16 protein-coding genes and 2 pseudogenes are annotated in these 21005 nt (G+C 74.0%); 14 read left to right on the forward strand and 4 right to left on the reverse strand.

All coding sequences use genetic code 11. The features are described from left to right. Positions 1 to 149 precede the first annotated feature (149 nt). The 7 genes and pseudogenes from BJF86_RS19655 to BJF86_RS15970 all read left to right on the forward strand — a co-directional run bounded on the left by BJF86_RS19655 (position 150) and on the right by BJF86_RS15970 (position 9214). Entirely contained in the window at positions 150 to 437 is a 288-nt protein-coding gene (locus BJF86_RS19655) for a hypothetical protein (protein ID WP_321166213.1), read from the forward strand. After that, positions 392 to 1132, forward strand: a complete 741-nt coding sequence (gene holA, locus BJF86_RS15940) for a DNA polymerase III subunit delta (RefSeq protein WP_321166214.1) — start codon at positions 392 to 394, stop codon at positions 1130 to 1132. The genes BJF86_RS19655 and holA overlap by 46 nt, the downstream gene beginning before the upstream one ends. Before the next feature lie 212 nt (positions 1133 to 1344). Continuing rightward, on the forward strand, positions 1345 to 1611 hold the full coding sequence (gene rpsT, locus BJF86_RS15945) for a 30S ribosomal protein S20 (protein ID WP_022926210.1): 267 nt from the start codon (positions 1345 to 1347) through the stop codon (positions 1609 to 1611). Positions 1612 to 1835: 224 nt separating this feature from the next. Continuing rightward, a complete protein-coding gene (gene leuS, locus BJF86_RS15950) occupies positions 1836 to 4766 on the forward strand; it encodes a leucine--tRNA ligase (RefSeq protein WP_075820387.1) in 2931 nt (976 codons plus the stop codon). 22 nt (positions 4767 to 4788) lie between these two features. Continuing rightward, the gene (locus tag BJF86_RS15955) at positions 4789 to 5649 is read left to right on the forward strand and encodes a DegV family protein (RefSeq protein WP_075820389.1); all 861 of its coding nucleotides are present in this window, start codon (positions 4789 to 4791) and stop codon (positions 5647 to 5649) included. An 810-nt stretch (positions 5650 to 6459) separates the two neighbouring features. Then, a complete protein-coding gene (locus tag BJF86_RS19205; protein WP_158068442.1) occupies positions 6460 to 6780 on the forward strand; it encodes a ComEA family DNA-binding protein in 321 nt (106 codons plus the stop codon). An 815-nt stretch (positions 6781 to 7595) separates the two neighbouring features. Further along, positions 7596 to 9214: pseudogene (locus BJF86_RS15970) on the forward strand (ComEC/Rec2 family competence protein). 28 nt (positions 9215 to 9242) lie between these two features. On the opposite strand, the gene BJF86_RS15975 reads toward BJF86_RS15970, so the two are convergent. Beyond that, entirely contained in the window at positions 9243 to 10187 is a 945-nt protein-coding gene (locus tag BJF86_RS15975; RefSeq protein WP_022926206.1) for a LysR family transcriptional regulator, read from the reverse strand. A gap of 97 nt (positions 10188 to 10284) precedes the next feature. Here BJF86_RS15975 and BJF86_RS15980 point away from each other — a divergent pair, with 97 nt between their 5' ends. The 5 genes and pseudogenes from BJF86_RS15980 to BJF86_RS16000 all read left to right on the forward strand — a co-directional run bounded on the left by BJF86_RS15980 (position 10285) and on the right by BJF86_RS16000 (position 15214). Continuing rightward, the gene (locus BJF86_RS15980; protein ID WP_075820394.1) at positions 10285 to 11646 is read left to right on the forward strand and encodes a patatin-like phospholipase family protein; all 1362 of its coding nucleotides are present in this window, start codon (positions 10285 to 10287) and stop codon (positions 11644 to 11646) included. Between the two features lie 76 nt (positions 11647 to 11722). Continuing rightward, a pseudogene (locus BJF86_RS15985) lies at positions 11723 to 12456 on the forward strand (response regulator transcription factor). 2 nt (positions 12457 to 12458) lie between these two features. Then, entirely contained in the window at positions 12459 to 13949 is a 1491-nt protein-coding gene (locus BJF86_RS15990; RefSeq protein WP_237768267.1) for a sensor histidine kinase, read from the forward strand. Beyond that, on the forward strand, positions 13946 to 14836 hold the full coding sequence (locus BJF86_RS15995; RefSeq protein ID WP_075820396.1) for an NAD-dependent protein deacetylase: 891 nt from the start codon (positions 13946 to 13948) through the stop codon (positions 14834 to 14836). Before BJF86_RS15990 ends, BJF86_RS15995 begins: the two co-directional genes overlap by 4 nt. Before the next feature lie 45 nt (positions 14837 to 14881). Then, positions 14882 to 15214 carry a PRC-barrel domain-containing protein gene (locus BJF86_RS16000; RefSeq protein WP_075820397.1) on the forward strand — a complete coding sequence of 111 codons (333 nt, stop codon included), beginning with the start codon at positions 14882 to 14884 and terminating at the stop codon, positions 15212 to 15214. Between the two features lie 108 nt (positions 15215 to 15322). Here BJF86_RS16000 and lexA read toward each other — a convergent pair whose 3' ends face one another. Continuing rightward, positions 15323 to 16042 (reverse strand): transcriptional repressor LexA, encoded by a 720-nt coding sequence (gene lexA / locus BJF86_RS16005; RefSeq protein WP_075820460.1) that lies wholly within the window; start codon positions 16040 to 16042, stop codon positions 15323 to 15325. 272 nt (positions 16043 to 16314) lie between these two features. Between lexA and BJF86_RS16010 the strand changes: the two genes are divergently transcribed. Beyond that, positions 16315 to 16755, forward strand: coding sequence for a LysM peptidoglycan-binding domain-containing protein (locus BJF86_RS16010; protein WP_075820399.1), 441 nt, complete (start codon positions 16315 to 16317; stop codon positions 16753 to 16755). Positions 16756 to 16795: 40 nt separating this feature from the next. Here the strand turns inward: BJF86_RS16010 and BJF86_RS16015 are convergent, their stop codons facing one another. Continuing rightward, positions 16796 to 17407 (reverse strand): hypothetical protein, encoded by a 612-nt coding sequence (locus BJF86_RS16015; protein WP_075820401.1) that lies wholly within the window; start codon positions 17405 to 17407, stop codon positions 16796 to 16798. Positions 17408 to 17487: 80 nt separating this feature from the next. Here BJF86_RS16015 and BJF86_RS16020 point away from each other — a divergent pair, with 80 nt between their 5' ends. Next, positions 17488 to 18423 carry an L-lactate dehydrogenase gene (locus BJF86_RS16020; RefSeq protein ID WP_075820403.1) on the forward strand — a complete coding sequence of 312 codons (936 nt, stop codon included), beginning with the start codon at positions 17488 to 17490 and terminating at the stop codon, positions 18421 to 18423. Here BJF86_RS16020 and BJF86_RS16025 read toward each other — a convergent pair. Further along, the gene (locus BJF86_RS16025) at positions 18388 to 20979 is read right to left on the reverse strand and encodes a glycoside hydrolase family 65 protein (RefSeq protein ID WP_075820405.1); all 2592 of its coding nucleotides are present in this window, start codon (positions 20977 to 20979) and stop codon (positions 18388 to 18390) included. The genes BJF86_RS16020 and BJF86_RS16025 overlap by 36 nt on opposite strands. Positions 20980 to 21005: the final 26 nt, after the last annotated feature.

The raw sequence follows: 21005 nt of genomic DNA on the forward strand, positions 1-21005 counted from the left end.
ACGGGCGACGCGCCAGGACATAGGACGGGCGGTCCGGCGGGCGGACGTCGCCGAGGTCCTGCTCGTCGAGGCCGGTGGGTCGACGTGGGCACGGGCCACGCTCCCGCCCGTGGACTGAGGTGTCGGTGGGCCGTGCCAGGCTGTGACCCATGACGGCAGACGCCCAGGTCCCCGCCCTCGTGCTCGTGACGGGCCCCGAGGAGCTGCGGGCCGAGCGCGCGGTCGACTCGGTGCTCGCGACGGTCCGCGCGCAGGAGGCGGACGCGGAGGTGGTCCGGATCCACCCGGGGAGCTACCAGCCCGGCGAGCTCATGGTGCACGCGAGCCCCAGCCTGTTCGGCGGGTGGAGCGTCATCGTGGTGCACGACCTGGACGAGGCCGACGACGCCTGGTGCTGGACCTCGCAGGCTACCTGGACCAGCCCGCCGACGGCGTGACGCTCGTGGTGCTGCATAAGTCCGGCAACCGGGGCAAGCGGGTCCTCGACGCGCTCAAGAAGGGTGGCGCGCGGGTCATCGAGGCCCGGGCGGTCAAGACCGAGCGCGACAAGCACGACTTCGTCACCGAGGAGTTCCGGACGGCCCGGCGCAAGATCGCCCCCGACGCGGTGGGCGCGCTCGTGCTGGCCGTGGGCAAGGACCTGCGCGAGCTGGCCTCGGCCTGCGAGCAGCTCATCCGGGACGTGGACGGGCTCGTCGAGACTGAGGACGTCACCACCTACTACGGGGAGAAGGTCGAGACGACCGGCTTCCGGGTGGCCGAGGCGGCCCTGACCGGCGACGAGGCCGCCGCCATGGCGCTGCTCCGGCACGCGATGCTCGGTGGGCTCGACCCGGTGCCGATCGTGGCCGTGCTGGCCCTGCAGCTGCGCCAGGTGGGCAAGGTCGCGACCGCCGGCCGCGGCTCCTCGGCACAGCTGGCCCGCGACCTCGGGATGGCGCCCTGGCAGGTGGACGCTGCTCGGCGCACCAGCCAGGGCTGGGACGGCGAGCGGCTGGGCGCGGCGATCCAGGCGGTCGCGCGGGCCGATGTCGACGTCAAGGGAGGGCTGCGGACCGAGGCCGCCGTGCGCAGCCCCGAGCACGCGGTCGAGCGGGCCGTGTTGACCGTGTGCCGGCTGCGCAACCGCTGAGGAGCCGACTTGGGCGTGGCGCCGGCCGCTGCTAGCCTTGACCGTTGCGTGCGCGCTCGGTCGTGCGCGTTCGTGGATCTCTCGTGGACCTCACGCGAGATCACCGCACCACCCCCGTGCGCCGGACATCGCCAGGCATCCCCACGCCAGTTCGCCGGAGCGCGGGTGTCGCCCTCACGACAGCAGACCAACGACTGACCAGGAAGTTCTCAGTGGCAAACATCAAGAGCCAGATCAAGCGCGTCAAGACCAACGCCGCGCGCACCGAGCGCAACCGCGCCTACAAGTCCGAGCTGCGCACCTTCGTCCGCCGCTTCCGCGAGGCCGCGGACCGTGGCGAGGCCGGCGCTGCCGAGCAGGCCCTCCAGGCCGCCTCGCGCAAGCTGGACAAGGCCGTCTCCAAGGGCGTCATCCACAAGAACCAGGCCGCCAACAAGAAGTCGGCCATGGCCAAGCGCTTCAACTCGCTCGGCGCCTGAGCGCGACCGTCAGCGAGACGCAGCGGGCGTCCACCCCGACCGGGTGGGCGCCCGCTGCGCTATCATGAGGCGCACCATGGCGACCCGCTGCGAGCTCCTCCTGACCGGGCCGCGCTGAGCAGACGGCATACCTGCGAGCGCGGCCAGCCCCTCCTGCGTGAGGGGCTTTCGTCTGCACCGAGCACGAGCGCCACCCCGCAGCGAGAACGAGACGAGAGACAGGCATGAGCGAGCGCATCCCGCAGCACCGCTACACCGCCGAGCTGGCCGGCCAGATTGAGCGCCGCTGGCAGGACCGCTGGGAGAGCGAGGACACCTTCGCCTCGGCCAACCCGGCCGGCCCCTGGGCCGACCCGGACGACCTTCGCCTGTCCGCCGGTCGTGAGCACCGCGTCGTCATGGACATGTTCCCCTACCCCTCCGGCTCCGGGATGCACGTCGGGCACCCCCTCGGCTACGTCGCCACCGACGTCTACGCCCGCTTCTTGCGCACCACCGGCACCAACGTCATGTACGCCATGGGTTTCGACGCCTTCGGTCTGCCCGCCGAGCACTACGCCGTGCAGACGGGTCAGCACCCGCGGGTGACGACCGAGGAGGCGATGGCGACCTACCGGCGGCAGATGCGGATGATCGGGCTCTCGCACGAGCCGCGCCGCACCTTCGCCACCATCGACCCGGACTACGTCCGCTGGACCCAGTGGATCTTCCAGCGGATCCACGACTCGTGGTACGACCCCGACGCGCCACCGCGGGAGGGGTCCGGCCAGTCGGGTCCCGGGCGGGCGAGGCCGATCGCCGAGCTGGTGGAGCAGCTCGCCTCCGGGGAGCGGCAGCTGCCCGGTGAGCGCCCCTGGGCGGAGCTGAGCGCGGCGGAGCAGGCCGAGGTCCTCGACAGCTACCGCTTGGCCTACGTCTCCTCGGCGCCGGTCAACTGGTGCCCCGGGCTGGGCACGGTGCTGGCCAACGAGGAGGTCATCGACGGCAAGTCCGAGCGTGGCGACTTCCCCGTCTTCCGGCGCAGCCTGTCGCAGTGGATGATGCGGATCACGGCGTATGCCGACCGCCTCACCGACGACCTGGACCGGCTGGACTGGCCGGAGAAGGTGCGGCTGATGCAGCGGCACTGGATCGGGCGCTCCACCGGCGCCGAAGTCGATTTCCCGGTGCCGACGATCGCTGGCGGCACCGGGCCGGTGACGGTCTTCACCACCCGCCCGGACACGCTCTTCGGCGCCACCTTCATGGTGCTCGCCCCGGAGCACCCGCTCGTGGAGCAGATCACGCCCGACACCTGGCCAGCCGGCACGCAGGGGGCCTGGACCGGCGGTGCCGCCACCCCGCGCGACGCGGTGACGGCATACCAGCGGCAGGCCTCGAGCAAGAGCGACGTGGAGCGGCAGACCGAGGGGAAGACCAAGACGGGTGTCTTCACCGGGGCGTTCGCGACCAATCCCGCGACCGGGCGACCGATCCCGGTCTTCGTCGCCGACTACGTGCTCATGGGCTACGGCACCGGCGCGGTCATGGGTGTGCCGGGGCAGGACCAGCGGGACTGGGACTTCGCGCGTGCCCTCGACCTGCCGATCGTCCGCACCGTCGAGCCGACGCAAGGCCACCCCGAGGACGAGGCCTTCACCGGCGAGGGGCCCGCGATCAACTCCGCCAACGGCGAGGTCAGCCTCGACGGGCTGGACGTCGCGCAGGCCAAGGAGCGCATGATCGCCTGGCTGGAGCGGGTCGGGAGCGGTCGTCCGACGGTGACCTACCGGCTGCGCGACTGGCTCTTCAGCCGGCAGCGCTACTGGGGCGAGCCGTTCCCCGTCGTCTGGGATGAGGACGGCGTCGCGCACGCCGTGCCCGACGACCAGCTGCCGGTCACGCTGCCGGACGTGCCCGACTACACGCCGCGCACCTTCGCGGCCGACGACGCCGACTCCGAGCCGGAGGCGCCGCTGGCGCGCGCCGGTGACTGGGTGCACACGACGATGGACCTCGGCGACGGACGAGGCCCGGTGCCGGTCCGACGCGAGACCAACACGATGCCCAACTGGGCCGGGTCGTGCTGGTACTACCTGCGCTACCTGGACCCGGCCAACACCGGGGCACCGGTCGACCCGGCGGTGGAGGAGTACTGGATCGGGCCGCGCGAGGAGACCGTCGCGGGAGCGCCCGCGGGCGCGGTGGACCCCGGCGGCGTCGACCTCTACGTCGGTGGTGTCGAGCACGCCGTCCTGCACCTGCTCTACGCCCGCTTCTGGCACAAGGTGCTCTTCGACCTGGGCTTCGTCAGCTCCGAGGAGCCGTTCCGCCGGCTCATCAACCAGGGGATGATCGAGGCCTACGTCTACCGCGACGAGCGGGGCTTCCCGGTGCCCGCGGCGGAGGTGGAGGAGCACCCCTCCGCCGACGGGGGAGCACCGGCATACACCTGGAACGGCGCGCCGGTCACCCAGGAGCAGGGCAAGATGGGCAAGTCCCTCAAGAACGTCGTGACCCCGGACGACATGGTGCAGCAGTACGGCGCGGACACCTTCCGCGTCTACGAGATGAGCATGGGGCCGCTGGAGCAGTACCGGCCCTGGGAGACCCGCGCGGTCGTCGGGAGCCAGCGGTTCCTGCAGCGGCTGTGGCGCAACGTCATCGACGAGGAGACCGGCGAGGTCACGGTCAGCGACGACGCCGACGCACTCACCCTTGAGGTGGAGAAGGCGCTGCACCGGACGATCGACGCCGTGGCGACCGACTACTCCGCGCTGCGCACCAACACCGCGATCGCGCGGATGATCGAGCTCAACAACCTGCTGACCAAGCTGGATCGCGTGCCCCGGGCGGTGGTCGAGCCGCTGGTGCAGATGGTCGCGCCGGTGGCGCCGCACCTGGCGGCCGAGCTGTGGGAGCGCCTCGGTCACGACGACCTGACCTACGCCGCCTTCCCCGAGGCCGACCCGGCCCTGCTCGTGGAGGACGCGGTCACCGCGGTGGTGCAGGTCAAGGGCAAGGTGCGCGACCGGCTGGAGGTCGCGGCCGACATCAGCGAGGCGGACCTGGAGCAGCTGGCGCTGGGCAGCGAGAAGGTGCAGCGCTTCCTCGACGGTATGCCGGTGCGCAAGGTGATCGTCCGGGCCCCGAGCCTGGTCAACATCGTGGTCTGAGCACGACCCCGAGCCTGGCCCGATGGACGTCGCCCTCCTCACCGACAGCGCGAGCTGTCTGCCGCCCGGTCCGCAGGACGGCGTGCCGCTGCACGTGCTGCCGCTGCACGTCATGGTGGAGGGGCGCCGCGGGGACTCGCGCGAGGTCACGCAGGCCGAGGTCGTCGACGTGCTGCGCGCCGGACGCGAGCGGGTCACGACCAGCCGGGTGTCGCCGGGGGAGTTCGTCACCGGCTACCGCGCGCTGGTGGCGGCCACCGGCTGCCGCCGGGTCGTGTCGGTGCACCTCTCGGGCCGGCTGAGCGGGACGGCCGAGGCCGCCGGGCTGGCGGCCCAGGAGCTGGCCGATGAGGTGGAGGTCCGGGTGGTCGACGCGCGCACCGTCGGGCTGCCGCTGGGCTGGGCCGCGCTGGACGCCGCGAGCCTGGCGTGCGAGGGAGGGAGCCTGGAGGAGGTGGAGCGCCTGGCCCTGGAGCGGGCCTCCGGGGCGCGGGCGTGGTTCTACGTCGACAGCCTGGAGCACCTGCGCCGGGGTGGCCGGCTGGGTCGGGCGCAGGCGGTCCTGGGCTCGGCCCTGGCGATCAAGCCGTTGCTGGGGGTGGACGACGGGGAGGTGGTGCTCGCCGAGCGCGTGCGCACCCGGGGCCGCGCCGTGGCCCGGCTCGGCGACCTCGCCGCGCAGGCGGCCGAGCGGGTGCGCGAGGACGGCGGGCGCCCGCGGCTCGGTGTGCACGAGCTGGGGGCCGAGGAGGCTGCGGGCGACCTCGCGGCCGCGCTGGGCCGGCGGGTCGGGGTCGAGCCGCAGATGGCACCGCTGGACCCCGGGGTGGGTGTGCACACCGGCCCGGGGACGCTGGGTGTGGTCGTGGCCCACGGCGGCTGAGCCGTCGTCCACACCCTGGGGCGCCCGACGCGTCCGTCCACAGATCTGACGCGCCCTCTCCCGGGCCGGGCCCGGGACTCCTAGCGTGCGGCGTATGGGGGACGACGACGCGCACACCGGGCGGCACCGGACGGGACGAGGGGTGGCGGTGCCGGACGCCGGCGACGTGGACGTCGGGCCATCGGCGCCGGGCCGGGTGTTGGTGGCGGACGGGATGACTCGCGCCACCCCCGGAGACGGGGCACGGGGCCGGGACCCAGACCCGGACCCAGAACCGCACCTGGAGGCGGACCCAGCCGCGCACGGCGTGCTCGTGGCGGTGCCCGGCGCGGGTCACATGGCCCAGATCGGGGTCGGCGCCCGCGCGGTCGGCGGGATGGTCCTGGTCGTGGTCCTGGTGCTCGGTGTCCTCGGCGGTCGCTGGTGGTGGGTCGAGCAGCGCGCGACAGCGGTGCCCGCCACGGCCGGGTGGGCCGAGGACGGCTCCGCCGGCGCCCAGGAGGGTCCCGGGCCGGACGCGGGCGGGGAGGCCGCTGTGCAGCCGACCGCGATGCCGCAGGGCGGGTCCTCGCCCGCCGGATCGACGCCGGCCGGTGCGGCACCGGGTGGCCAGGCGGCGACCGCTGCCGAGACCGCCCCGGGCCCGCTGCTGGTCCACGTCATCGGACAGGTGGCCGCCCCCGGTGTGGTCGAGCTCGAGGCAGGAGCCCGGGTGGTGGACGCGTCGACGCGGCGGGCGGGCTCACGAGTGAGGCCGATGCCGGGTCGGTCAACCTCGCCCGTGCCGTCGTCGACGGCGAGCAGGTGTGGGTGGGTGCTCCGGGGGAGGACCCGCCGCCGGGCTGGGTGGCGGGGGCGCCAGCGACCGGGCCGGGGCCCGACGGTGACCCGGGATCGCAGGGGGCAGGGTCGGCCTCCGCGCAGGCACCGACGGAGCTGCTCGACCTCAACACCGCGACCCAGGACGACCTCGAGGAGCTGCCGGACGTCGGCCCGGTGACCGCCGGCCGCATCCTGCAGTGGCGCGAGGAGCACGGCGCCTTCACCGCGGTCGCCGAGCTGCTGGAGGTGAGCGGCATCGGGGAGCGGACGCTGGAGCAGCTCGAGCCGCTCGTCACCGTCGCTGGATGAGCGCCCGTGACGCGCAGCAGGAGGCGGTGCACGACGTCCGGCTCCTGCTGCCGGCGCTCACCGCCTGGGCCGTCCTGGTGGCGGTGCTGGGCGGACCACGATGGGTCTCCTCCCTCGTCGCCTCGGTGGCCCTGGTCGCCTCGCTGGCCCTGGTCGTCCCGCGGTGGCCGAGCGGCCGCTCGCGCCGACACGTGGTCCGGGCGCGAGCAGGGGCTGAGCGTGGCACCTCTCACCACCGGCGAGGTGCCTCGGCACGGGGTTGGCGCCGCGTGCTGGCCCTCGGCGCCGCGGCGACCGCGCTCGTGGTGGGAGCGGCGAGCCTGCACCTGGCCGCCGCGCGGGCCGGGCCGGTGCCGGGCTGGGCGGGGGAGGGAGCGGTGACGACCGCTCAGGTGCTCGTCACCACCGAGCCCCGGCTCGTCTCCCGGGCCGACGAACGCGACCCGCTGGTCGTCCTCGAGGGACGGGTGGTGCGCGCCAGCGCCCGCGGCGAGACGACGCGACCGGCGACGCCGGTGGTCGTCATGGCGACGGCGGGACAGGGGTGGGCGGACGGGGCCGTGGCGTGGCGCAGCGTCGTCGAGGTGTCGGGCCGTTGGTCGCCGGCTCGACCCGGGGAACGCGCCGTCGCCGTGCTCGTGCCCCGCGGGCCGCCCACGGTCGTCCAGCGACCGCCGGCGCTGCTGCGGGGTGTCGACCACGTGCGCGCGAGCTTCCGCGAGGCGGTCGACCCGCTGCCGACCGACGCCCGGGCGCTGGTCCCGGGGCTCGTCGTCGGGGACACGTCGCTGACCCCGCCGGACCTCACCCAGGCGATGCGCGACACCGGCATGACCCACCTCAGCGCGGTCAGCGGCAGCAACGTCGCGATCGTCGTCGGCGGCGTGGCCTGGTGGTCGCCCGTGCGGGGGCGCCGCGTCGGTGGCGCCTGCCGCTGGTGCTGGCCGGGCTGGTCGGCTTCGTGCTGCTGTGCCGCCCCGAGCCCTCGGTGCTCCGGGCCGGGGTGATGGGCGGTGTGGCGCTGGTGGCCCTCGCCCACGGCCGGCGCCGGGCCAGCCTGCCGCTGCTCGGTGGTGCGGTCGTCGTGCTGCTGTGCGTCGACCCGTGGCTCGCGCGCTCCTTCGGCTTCGCCCTCTCGACCCTGGCCACCCTGGGTCTCGTGCTGTGGGCCCGGCCCTGGGGTCTCGTGCTGGCCGGACTGCTCCCGCGGTGGGCCGGCCTGCCGGCCCGGGCCGCGGCCGTACCCCTGGCCGCGCAGGTGATCTGCGCCCCGGTCATCGTGCTGCTGCAGGGCGAGATCACGACCGTGGCCGTGCTGGCGAACCTGCTGGCGGCACCGTTGGTGCCGCCCACCACGATCCTCGGTCTGCTCGCGGCGCTGCTGGCCCCGCTGTCCACCCCGGCTGCCTCGGTGCTGGCCTGGGCCGCGGCCGTGCCCGCGTGGGCGATCGGGCGGATCGCGCGGCTCTGCGCCCGCGCCCCGCTGGGCAGCATCGAGTGGTGGGACGGCGCCCTGGGAGCGTGGACGCTCGCCGTCCTCACCGTCGTCCTGCTGGCCACCGGCCCCCGCCTGCTCCGGCTCGGCCTGCGGCACCCCTGGAGTGGTGCCGCCGTCGTCTGCGCCCTGCTGGCCTCGGCCCTGCCGGTGCCCGGTCTGCGCGGTTGGCCCCCGCCGGGCTGGGTGGTCGCCGGGTGCGACGTCGGCCAGGGGGACGCCTTCGTCGTGCGCACCGCCCCCGGTCGCGCCCTGGTGGTGGACGTGGGCCCCGAGCCCGACGCCGTCGCGGCCTGCCTGCGCGACCTGGGTGTGCGGCAGGTCGACCTCCTGGTGCTCACCCACTTCCACACCGACCACGTCGCCGGCCTCCCCGGTGTGCTGCGCGAGGCGCGCGTGCGGGACGCGGTCGTGACCCCGGTGCGTGACCCCCCGCAGGTGGCCGAGGCGACGCTGACCGCACTGGCGGAGGAGGGCATACCCGTCCGTCCGGCCCGGGTCGGTGACCGATGGGAGGTCGGCGACGTGCGCGCGACCGTGCTCTGGCCGTCCGCGACGCCACCGGTGGCGGGCTCGGCGGCCAACAACGCCAGCGTCGTGCTGGACGTCGACGTCGGCGGGACCGCGGTGCTCCTCACCGGCGACCTGGAGCCGGAGAGCGCGCGGCAGCTGCGGGCTGCGACCCAGGGGCGCGACTACGACGTGCTCAAGGTCGCGCACCACGGGTCGGCGGCGCAGGACGAGCGGCTGGTCCTGGCGGCCGACCCGGAGATCGCCCTCGTCGGGGTGGGGGAGGACAACGACTTCGGGCACCCGGCGCCCGGCGTGCTGAGCCTGCTCTCGGACGCCGGGGCGGTGGTCCTGCGGACCGACCTGCACGGCGACGTCGCGGTCGTCCGTGACGCCCAGGGCCGGCTGGTGCCGCACGCGCGGGAGTGAGGTCCCGAGGGCGTCGTGGGCAGCGGGCTCAGGCGTGGGTGGTGACGTGCGCGCAGGGCGAGCCGCCCAGGTCGCGCGCGCTGTGGCACAGCGCGTCGAGGGTCGCCGCCACGGCGGGGACCCGCTGCAGGTCCGGGGTGGTGACGACCTGGACGGTCCGCCGCGACGGCGGGGACACCGGCCGGACGACGACGTCCGGGTGCGAGACGGTCGAGAGGATCAGCTGCGGCACGAGCGCGACCCCGAGCCCGGCCGCGACCAGGCCGAGGACGGCGACGTAGTCCTCGGTCTCGAAGGTGACGTCGGGGTCGAAGCCGGCCTCGTCGGCGAGGGTGAGCAGGTGGCCACGGCAGCGCGGGCAGCCCGCGATCCACCGGTCGGCCGACAGGTCGCCCAGGTCCACCTCGTCCTGCCCTGCCAGCGGGTGGTCACCGGGCAGGACGAGCATCACCGGGTCGTCCAGGACGTCCATGACGACCAGCCCGTCGAGGTCGTCCTCGCCGCGTCCGGCGTCGGTCCCCTCGTAGGCGAAGGCGACCGCGAGATCCACGGCACCCGCGCGGACCGCCGCCAGCGACTCCGGCGGCTCGGCCTCGCTGAACTGCACGGTGACGGCGGGGTGGCTGCGGCGCAGTTCGGCCAGGGCGCGCGGCACGAGGGTCGCCGAGGAGGAGGGGAAGGCCATGAGCCGCACCCGGCCGGCCTTGAGCCCGGCGATGGCGATGACCTCGGCCTCGGCCTCGTCGATGCGGTCCAGGATCTCGCCGGCACGGGTCGCGAGCAGCTGCCCGGCCTCGGTGAGCCGCACGGTCCGGCCGATGCGCTCCACCAGCGCGGTGCCGGCACGCTGTTCCAGGCGGCGGACCATCTGGGAGACCGCGGGCTGGGTGTAGCCGAGGGAGGCCGCGGCCGCCGTGAAGGATCCCTCGTCGGCGATGGCCCGCATCACGCGCAGCCCTGCGGCGTCGAACATACCCCGATTATAGGCGGCAGCAGGTCGTCACCTGCCCGACGCCGACACCCGCCGCGTCGTTCACGCCGGCGTCACCCGGTGCCGGTCTGCTGGAGGCGTGCTCCCCGCGTCAGCGCACCAGTCCCCGTTCCACGGACCTCCGCCCGCCGACCCGGTGCTCGCCCAGCTGGAGGCCGCCCGGGCCACGGCTCATCACGGGCCGTCGGCACGCCGACCGAGGCAGGGCAGCGCCCTGTGCCTGTCCGGGGGCGGCTTCCGCGCCGCCCTGTTCCACCTCGGTGCCGTGCGGCGCCTCGACGAGCTCGGCGTCCTGGGCTCCCTGCGCAGCCTCAGCGCGGTCTCCGGCGGGGCCGTGCTGGCCACCCTGCTGCTGCACCCTGACCTGGAGTGGCCCGACGCCGACGGCGGCTCCGGGCCCGGCGGCGGACGCGTCGGCGGGCTGGAGGAGCTCGTCGCAGCACCGCTGCTCGCCCTCACCCGCCGCAACCTGCGCACCCCGGCGCTGCTGTCGCGGGTCAGCCCCCGCGGCTGGGGTCGACCGGACCCGAGCGTGCAGGTGCTGGCTGACGAGCTCGAGCGCGCGGTCCCGTGGTGGGGCACCGACCTGCGCGAGCACCGCCGCCGAGGTGGCCCCGTGGTGCTCACCGGGGCGACCGAGATCGGCTACGGCGTCTCCTGGCTCTTCGCCGACCCCCGGTCGGCGGGACCGCGCGGCCGGATCGGCGACCACCGCCTCGGGCACGCCGCCCCGCCACCGGGGCTGCGGCTGGTCGACTCCGTGGCCGCCTCCTGCGCCTACCCGCCGTTCTTCGGCCCGCTGGAGCTGGACGGTGCCGACCTCGGGCTCACCGGCGGTGCGGCCGACCCGGACGAGCCGGAGGCGGTGCGTGAGGCGATCCGACGCCGCATCCAACTGGTGGACGGCGGGGTCTACGACAACCTCGCCCTGGAGCCGGTGTGGTCCGACCACGCGACGGTGCTGGTCAGCGATGGTGGAGCGGTCTTCGGAGGGCGACCGGCAGGGTCGGTGCTCAGCCGTCTCGGGCGGCTGCTGTCCATCGCCTCCAGCGGCGGGCAGACCGCGAGGCTGCGATGGTTGCGGGCAGGCTTCGCCGCCGGCACGCTCGCGGGGGCGACGTGGTCGCTGGACTCGCCCGCCGACCTGCGGCGCGGGTCCGGTCCCGGCTCGCCGGGACCGCTGCTCGACGGGTATGACCCCGAGGTCGTCGGGGCGATCCACCGGGTGCGGACCGACCTGGACGCCTTCAGCCCCGAGGAGCAGATGGTCCTGTGCCGGTACGGCTACCTCGTGGCGGACGCCTCGATCCGGCGGCACAGCCCGCAGGTGGTGCGCCGCGACGCGGCGCTGCTGCCGCCCCACCCGCAGGTCGCCGCGGGCGCCGACGCCCTGTCCGCGCTGCGCGACTCGGGTCGGATCACCGCGCTCGGGCGGCGCTGAGCGACGGGGTGTGCCGCACAGCGGGCGCACAGCAACCACCTAGACGCCGCACGGGGTGGCAGGATGAACTACCACCATGACGCCAGCCGCAGCCCCCGCCCTCACCCGCCTCGACGGGACCCCCGTGCGCGTCCTCGTCGTCGACGACGAGGCGCACCTGACCGAGCTGCTGTCGATGGCGCTGCGCTACGAGGCTGGGAGGTGCGCGCCGCGGGCACCGGGATGGACGCGGTGCGGGTGGCGCGCGAGTTCTCCCCGGACGCCGTGGTGCTGGACATGATGCTGCCCGACTTCGACGGCCTCGAGGTGCTGCGCCGGATGCGGGCCGGTGAGCCGGACGTCCCGGTGCTCTTCCTCACCGCCAAGGATGCGGTGGAGGACCGGGTCGCCGGTCTGACGGCGGGCGGTGACGACTACGTCACCAAGCCGTTCAGCCTCGAGGAGGTCGTCGCCCGGGTGCGAGCCCTCATGCGGCGCACCGCCGTGGTCGCCCAGGAGTCCGGCTCGGTGCTCGTCGTCGGTGACCTGACGCTGGACGAGGACAGCCACGAGGTGGCGCGCGCCGGGACCGAGATCACGCTCACCGCCACGGAGTTCGAGCTGCTGCGCTTCCTCATGCGCAACCCGCGTCGCGTGCTGTCCAAGGCGCAGATCCTGGACCGGGTGTGGGACTACGACTTCGGGGGCCAGGCCAACATCGTCGAGCTCTACATCTCCTACCTGCGCAAGAAGATCGACCTCGACCGCGAGCCCATGATCCACACGATGCGTGGGGCCGGCTACGTCCTCAAGCCAGCCGCAGGATCCTGAGCGTGGCCCGTCGGCCCAGGTCGCTGCGCGTCAAGATCGTCACCTCCGTGGTGGCGATCTTCGCGTGCGTGCTCCTCGTCTCCGGGGTCGCCACCGTCCTCGCGCTGCGGCACACCCTCGTCGGGCAGCTCGACGAGGACCTGCGCCTGTCCAGCGAGCGGGTGGGGGACGAGGTCGGGGGCGGCTTCGACCAGCCGCCGCCGGCCGGACCGGGGGAGGACCTCGACGAGCGCGGTCCCGGCCGCCCGCCAGGAGGCGGCGACCGCTCGCTCGCCGTCGTGCTGCGCGACGGCGAGGCGGTGGTGAACTCCGTGGTGACGACGGACAACCGGCTGGGCTCGCTGGACGACGCCCAGCTGGCCGTGCTGGAGCAGGCGGCGCAGGACGCCGCCGGGTCGCCCACGGGGTCCGAGCCGTTCTCCGTGGACCTCGGCGCCGGGGTGGGGGACTATCGAGTGGTGGTGGAGGACGGTGCCCAGGGCGACACGCTGCTGACCGGGCTGCCCCTGGCGGGGGTCACGGACACGACGCGCCGGGCCGTGCTCATCCTGCTGCCGGCGGCGCTGCTGTCGCTCCTCGCGGCGGGTGCGGGCTCGGCGTGGCTGGTGCGGCGGGACCTGGCACCCCTGGACCGGGTCGCGGCGACCGCGCGGCGGGTCTCCCAGCAACGGCTGGAGCGGGGCGAGGTGGCGGTCGAGGACCGGGTGCCGGCGTCGGCCACGGAGGCGGGGACCGAGGTGGGGCAGGTCGGGCAGGCGCTCAACGAGCTCCTGGACACCATGGAGTCCGCGCTGTCGGTGCGTCATGCCAGCGAGCAGCGGGTGCGCCAGTTCGTCGCGGACGCCTCGCACGAGCTGCGGACGCCGCTCGCCTCGATCCGCGGGTATGCCGAGCTCTCCCGCCGGGAGAGCCAGCCGGTGCCCCCGGGAGTCCGGCACGCCCTGGACCGGGTGGAGGCCGAGTCGCTGCGCATGCAGGGCCTGGTCGAGGACCTGCTGCTGCTGGCGCGGCTCGACGCGGGTCGGCCGCTGGAGCGGGAGCCGGTCGACCTCACCCTCGTCTGCCTGGACACCGTCAGCGACGCCCGCGCCGCCGGGCAGGACCACACCTGGGTGCTCGACCTGCCCGAGGACCCGGTGGAGCTCGTCGGTGACGAGGCGCGGCTGCGGCAGGTGCTGGTCAACCTGCTCGCGAACGCCCGCACCCACACCCCGCCCGGGACGACCGTGACGACCGGGCTCCGGGCCACCGCCGACGCGGTCGAGGTGGTCGTCGATGACGACGGACCAGGCATACCCGAGCGGCTGCAGGAGACCGTCTTCGAGCGCTTCGCCCGCGGCGAGGACTCCCGCTCCCGGGCCGCCGGGAGCACGGGGCTCGGGCTCTCGATCGTCGCCGCGGTGGCCCGGGCGCACGACGGCCACGTCAGGGTGGAGTCCCGACCGGGCCAGACCCGCTTCGTGCTGACGCTGCCGCGCGAGGGGGCCCGGTGAGCGCGGTCGGGCCGCTCGACAGCGCGCTCACGGTGCCCGCGCAGACGTCGGTGGAGCCGGGGAGGTATGCCCGGCTCCGGGAGCTGGTGAGGGCCGGTGGGGTGGTGGCGCTCACCGGGGCGGGGATGTCGACGGCGAGCGGCATCCCGGACTACCGCGGACCGGACGGCACCCGTCGGGTGCAACCGATGCAGCACGGGGAGTTCGTCGGGTCGGCAGAGGCGCGACGGCGTTACTGGGCCCGGGCTTATGTCGGCTGGACCCGCTTCGCGGCCGCACGGCCCAACGCCGCGCACCGCGCGGTCGCCGACCTGGAGCGGCTGGGCCTGGTCCGTCACGTCATCACGCAGAACGTCGACGGGCTGCACCAGCGGGCCGGCAGCCGACGGGTCCTGGAGCTGCACGGCACCCTCTCCCGGGTGGTGTGCCTGGACTGCGGCGAGGTGACGACCCGCGCGCAGGTGCAGGACTGGCTCGCCGAGGCCAACCCCGGGTTCCTGGCCGTGGTCGATGCCACCTCTCCGGTGCGCCCGGACGGCGACGTCGCGCTGCCCGAGGCCCAGGTGGAACGCTTCCGCACGCCCCGGTGCCTGGTCTGCGGGCAGGACCGGCTCAAGCCCGACGTCGTCTTCTTCGGCGGCTCGGTGGACAAGGAGGTCGTGGCGCGGGCCTACACCTTCGTCGAGCAGGCCCGCACCCTGCTCGTGCTCGGCTCCTCGCTGCAGGTGATGAGCGGCTACCGGTTCGTCCGACGGGCGGCGCGCGAGGGCATACCCGTCGCCGTGGTCACCCGGGGCGGCACGCGGGGCGACGCCGAGACGACGGTGGGGGTCGATGCCCTGGTCGGTGACGTGCTGCCGGCACTGGTCGCCGACCTCGGTGGTTAGGCTGGGCGAGGACGGTCCGGACGGGCCGCCGGCGAGGAGGTCGCTGTGGTCACCTACGAGCAGCTGGGTGAGATGTACGACGCCGAGGTCGTCGACCAGGACGGGCACAAGGTCGGCGGGATGTGCCAGGTCTACCTCGACAACGGCACGGGGAGCCCGGCGTGGGTGTCGGTCCGGACCGGGTGGTTCGGCGGGCGCAAGGTCTTCTGCCCGGTGTCCAACGCCACGGTCCAGGGCGGCCGCATCCAGGTGCCCTACCCCCTCGCGATGATCAAGGACGCACCGGACATCCCGTGCGACGGGCACCTGACCGAGGACGAGGAGGAGCAGCTCTACGACTACTACTCCGTGGACGAGGGGCCGGCCCCCTCGGGCTGAGCGTAGGAGTTGCGGCGTCGGCCCCCGGAGAGGATGGAGGGGCCGGGGACCGACGCCGCGGTCGGGGTCGGGTGCAGTGGCACCCGGGGTCGCGTCGGGGAGGTGGCCTCAGACCCGACGCAGGACCGCGGTGACCTTGCCGAGGATCACGGCGTGGTCGCCGTCGATGGGCTCGTAGGAAGGGTTGTGGGGGATGAGCCAGGTCTTGCCGTCCCGGTGGCGGTAGGTCTTGACGGTGGCCTCGTTGTCGAGCATCGCGGCGACGATCTCCCCGTTGACCGCCGTGGGCTGGCGGCGCACGACGACCCAGTCGCCGTCGCAGATCGCGGCGTCGATCATGGAGTCGCCCACGACCTTGAGCAGGAACAGCTCCCCGTCGCCCACGATCTGCCGAGGGAGCGGGAAGACGTCCTCGACGGCCTCCTCGGCGAGGATCGGGCCGCCCGCCGCGATGCGGCCGACCATGGGGACGTAGGACGGCTGGGGGCGGGCGTCACCGATGCCGGTCTCGTCATGGACCTCGGTGGGTGTCGCGCCGGCCTCGGCGTCGCGGCGCCGGTATCCCGAGCCCTCGCTGCCCGGGTGCACGACCTCGATCGCCCGCGGGCGGTGCGGGTCGCGGCGCAGGTAGCCCTTGCGCTCGAGCGTCTTGAGCTGGTGGGCCACCGAGCTGGGTGAGGTGAGGCCGACGGCGTCACCGATCTCCCGCAGGCTCGGCGGGTAACCCCGGTGGTCGACCGAGTCGCGGATGACGTCGAGGACGCGCCGCTGACGGTTGGTCAGCGCGGCGCCACCGTCGCGATCCGGCATCTCGTGAATTACGGCCATGATCTCCATCCCCTCGTGCGGGCCCCACCCTCGTCGCGCCGCGGCTGCTGTGGTGCTGTGCCCCGGCGTCTCGGCATCATGCCTGGTCAGAGGGTATGTCAGTGGTGGGTGCTTGAGTTCCTGACATGAGCACAGGCTACGCCCGGCGCCAGGTCAAGGCAAACACCTGTTCGGGTGGCGTGTCGACAGCGTCGGACGCATGTGCTATCAATGACACAGACGTGCGATCGGACACGTGTCCGACCCGCACCGCCACGAGGAAGGTGAAGAGCATGAGCACCGCCATCGCGCACGACATCCTGAGCCCGCTGCCGGTCCCGCGTCCGCGTGGGGCGGCCCGAGGTCACCTGCGGCTGGTGCCGACGCCGTCGGCCCGCGGCCGCTCCGGCGACGGGTCGCAGTTCCGGAGTGCACGGGCACGGCGTGTGGCGCCGGCCCGACACCTGCGGCTGACGCGGCGGGGGCGGCTGGCGCTGACCACGACGACGAGCCTCGTGGTCGCGCTCGTGGCATGGTCCATGCTCGGGCTGCTCGGACCGGCCGGCGCCAGCTCCTCGATCGTGGTGGAGCAGGGCAGCACCCTGTCCGAGATCGCGGCGCAGGAGTTGCCGGAGGTGCCGCTGAGCCAGGCGATCACCAGCATCCAGCGGGCCAACAGTCTGAGCACCACGTCTGTGGCGGCGGGTCAGGAGCTCGTCATCCCCGGACGCTGACCGGAGGGGAGACCGGCGCGAGCTGTGGTGAGCCTGCGGCTCAGTCGGTCTGCGGGCCGGCCTCGTGCACGGCGTCCCAGACGATGCCGAGCTGGTCGGTCGGCATGAAGTAGCCCGACAGGTGCGGGTCGAACATCAGGCCCGCGATGCCGGCGTCCTGGTAGGCCCGCGCGGTGTCCACGAGCTCCTGCGGAGGCAGGGCGATCGCTCGGAGGTCCTCTTCCGGCGCGACCATCTCGTTCTGCACGGCGAAGTGCCGGGCGCGCTCGGCGCTGGTGAAGGTCAGCAGCATCATCTGGCCATCGATCTGCGCGGCGGCGGGGGACTCGGACCCGGCGTCGCCGACGGCCACGAACCACCAGTGCGGCAGGTCCATGGTGGCGCGCCAGAGGCGGGTCATGCCCCCGTGGTCCTCCGGCCCGGTGACCCGGGCGGCGAGCACGTCGGTCTCCGTCTCCTCGGGCTCGGACAGCTGGCCGAGGCGGGTGGTGCCTGGGGTCGACCCGCCATTGGTCGCCTGCGGGTCGTCCTGCCGAGGTGCCGGATCGGCACCGCCACGGTCCGCTCGGTTCTCCACCGGTCGCTCACCCTCGTAGACGGACTCCGGCCGACGCTCGTCGTCCTGGAAGGGGAGGTCGGTGGGCTCACTCATGTCCAGTAGTCGACCACACCCCGGGCTGCAGGGCCAATCCCGCGACGGCGCCGACGGCCCGGGACTGCCATGATGGACCGGTGACGGACAGCATCTCGGGACCCAAGGTGGCCATCGTCGGAGCGGGCTCGGTCGGTTCGACCCTCGCCTACGCGCTCCTCCTGAGGGGGGTCGCCCGGCACGTCGTCCTGCACGACATCGACGCGGAGAAGGTCCGGGCGGAGACGCTCGACCTGCGACAGGGCCTGCAGTTCATGCCGGCGGCGCACGTCGACGGGTCAGAGGACGTCTCGGTGTGCGCCGGCGCCGACGTCGTGGCCGTGACCGCCGGCGCCAAGCAGCAGCCCGGCCAGAGCCGGCTCGACCTGGCCGCCTCCACGACCCGGCTCATGGTCGATCTCATGCCGCGCCTGGTGGAGGCGGCACCGGATGCGACCTTCGTCATGGTGACCAACCCCGTGGACGTCATCACCTACGTCGCGCAGAAGGTCACCGACCTGCCCCCGGCCCGGCTGTTCGGCTCCGGCACCGTCCTCGACTCCGCCCGGCTGCGGGGGCTGGTGGCTCAGGCCTGCGACGTGGCGGTGCAGAGCGTGCATGCCTACATCGTCGGCGAGCACGGGGACTCCGAGGTCCCGCTGTGGAGCAGCGCGACGGTCGGCGCCGTGCCGATCACCGAGCTCACCACCGCCGAGCAGCGGGAGCAGATGGCCCACGACGTGGTGCACGCCGCGTACGAGATCATCGCCGGCAAGGGGGCGACCAACTACGCCATCGGCGCCTCGGCCAGCCGGATCATCGGGTCCGTGCTGCGGGACGAGCGGCAGGTGCTGCCGGTCTCCACCCTGCTCTCCGGGACGCTGGGGCTGGAGGACGTCTGCCTGTCGATCCCGACCGTCGTGGGCGCCGGGGGCGCCGGGCGCCCGCTGGCGCCCACCCTCTCCGGGGAGGAGCAGGCCGGGCTGGAGGCCGGAGCCGAGTCACTCCGTCGTGCGGCCCGGAGCCTCGGGTTCTGAGCCCACGCGGACGCGGGGGACCGGCCCGGTGGAGTCCCACTCCTCCTCCGGCCAGCTGTGCGGGACCACGCCGGTGGGCCGGCCCGGCATACCCTTGCTGCGGTCGGTCGGGATGCTGGCGGTGGACACCGCCTCCGAGGTGGGGGCGCCGTCACGTCGCAACCCGTGGCCGTCCAGGGGGACGGTGACCTCCTCGTCGGCCACCTGCACCTGCTCGCCGCGGACCTCGAGGGTGACGGGGTCGCCCACCTCGACGATGAGCCTGACCTGCTCCTGCTCGACGGTGACGCGCAGGCGGGAGCCGTGCCACCGCATACGCCACGTGAGCCCGGGCCACGAGGCCGGAAGTCGCGGGTCGAGCGACAGGACGCCACCGTGGTCGCGCATGCCCCCGAAGCCGGCGGCCAGCGCGCTCCACACGCCGCCCGTCGAGGCGACGTGGACCCCGTCGCTCGCGTTGCCGTGGCGGTCGTCCAGGTCGACGAAGAGGGCGGCGTAGAAGTAGCGCAGCGCGAGGTCGTGGTAGCCCACCTCGGCCGCGACGATCGACTGCACGACCGCGGAGAGGGTGGAGTCGCCCGTGGTGATGGGGTCGTAGTAGGCGAAGTCGGTGAGCTTCTCCTCCGCGGTGAACGCGTCGCCGGCGAGGTAGAGGGCGAGGACGACGTCCGCCTGCTTGAGCACCTGGTAGCGGTAGATGACCAGCGGGTGGTAGTTGAGGAGCAGCGGCCGCTTGTCCGCGGGGGTCGCGTCGAGGTCCCAGACCTCGCGCTCGAGGAAGTGGCTGTCCTGCGGGTGGACGCCGGTCTCCTCGTCGAACGGGATGTGCATGCCGTCGGCCGCCCGTTGCCACGACTCGACCTCGTGGTCGCCCAGGTCGAGGCGCGCCACGGCGCGGGCGAACTGGCACGGGTCGGCGACCTGGAGCCGGCGCACCGCCTCCACCGCGGCCCGCAGGTTGAGCTGGGCCATGACGTTGGTGAAGAGGTTGTCGTTGACGATCGTCGTGTACTCGTCCGGACCGGTGACCGCGTGGATGTGGAACTGCCGGTTGCCGTTGGTCTGCCAGAAGCCCAGGTCGGCCCAGAGGCGGGCCGTCTCGACGAGCATGTCGACGCCCTGGTCGAGCAGGAACTGGTCGTCGCCCGTGGCCCGGGAGTACTTCATCAGGGCGTAGGCCACGTCGGCGTTGATGTGGTACTGCGCCGTGCCCGCGGCGAAGTAGGCCGAGGCTTCCTCGCCGTTGATGGTGCGCCAGGGGAACAGGGCGCCGTACTGCGCCATCTCGGCGGCCCTGCGGCGCGCCGCCTCGAGCATCCCGTGCCGGAACCGCAGCGCGTTGCGGGCGGCCTGCGGGTGGGTGTAGACGAGGAAGGGCAGGACGTAGCACTCGGTGTCCCAGAAGTAGTGGCCGCCGTAGCCGGAGCCGGTGAGCCCCTTGGCCGCGATGCCGTGCGAGCCGGCCCGGAGCGAGGCCTGCCCGAGCTGGTAGAGGTTCCACCGGACGGCCTGCTGCAGCTCGGGCTGCTCCGGCAGCTCGACGTCCGACTCCTCCCAGAAACGTGCCCAGACCCCGGCCTGCTCCCGCTGCAGCGCCGGCACCCCACGCTGGGTGGCGCGGTCCAGCGTGCGCGAGCACCGGTCGGCGAGCTCGCGGGGCGGGACGCCGCGGGAGGTATGCACCGCGACGAGCTTCTCCAGCCGCACCGGGCGGCCCTCGGCAGCCTCGACCCGGATGACGTGCTTGGCCAGGTCGCCGGTGACCGAGGTCTGCTCGGTCCAGGTGTTGTCGGTCTCGACGAAGTGGTGCGCCATCGTCGCCAGGGTCATGCCGGAGTTGTGACAGCGGTAGCCGAGCAGCAGCCGGGCCCCGCTGGTGTCGGCGAGCACCGGGTCGAGCACCCGGTGCTCGAAGGACTCGGCCTGGCGCGGGTCGACGCCCTCGCCCATGGCGGCGCTGGTGACGTGGTACTCGTCCGAGCCGTCCTGGCGGTTGAGGATCTGGCTGGAGATGTCGAGGGCGGCGTGGCCGTCGAGCATCTCGACCTCGAAGGTCATGACGGCCAGGTGCCGCTCGACCACGCTCGCCATCCGGGAGGAGGTGATCTTGACCCGCTTGCCGGCGCTGGTGCGCCACACGACCGAGCGGCGCAGCAGCCCGGCCCGGAAGTCGAGGGTCCGCTCGTAGTGCTCCAGGTCCGCGGTCGAGACGAGCAGCGGCTCGTCGTCGACGTAGAGCTTGATGGTCTTCGGGTCCGGGACGTTGACGATGGTCTGCCCGACGCGGGCGAGCCCGAAGGCCTCCTCGGCGTGCCGGATCGGCCAGGTCTCGTGGAAGCCGTTGACGAAGGTGCCGTGGGCGTAGGTGTCGCGACCCTCCTCGACGTTGCCGCGGAGCCCGAGGTAGCCGTTGGAGACGGCGAAGAGCGTCTCGGTCACGCCGAGGTCCGAGCCCTCGTAGGCGGTCTCGGCCAGCTCCCACGGTCGGGCGGGGAAGCGGGTCCGGTCGAGCGGGTCGACCGGGGCCGGGGGGCGGTGGTGGGACATGGCAGCCATCGGCAGGGGGTCCTCTCGGCGGGGGA

This window comes from Serinicoccus sp. CNJ-927, from assembly GCF_001942435.1.
Taxonomy (GTDB): domain Bacteria; phylum Actinomycetota; class Actinomycetes; order Actinomycetales; family Dermatophilaceae; genus Ornithinicoccus; species Ornithinicoccus marinus.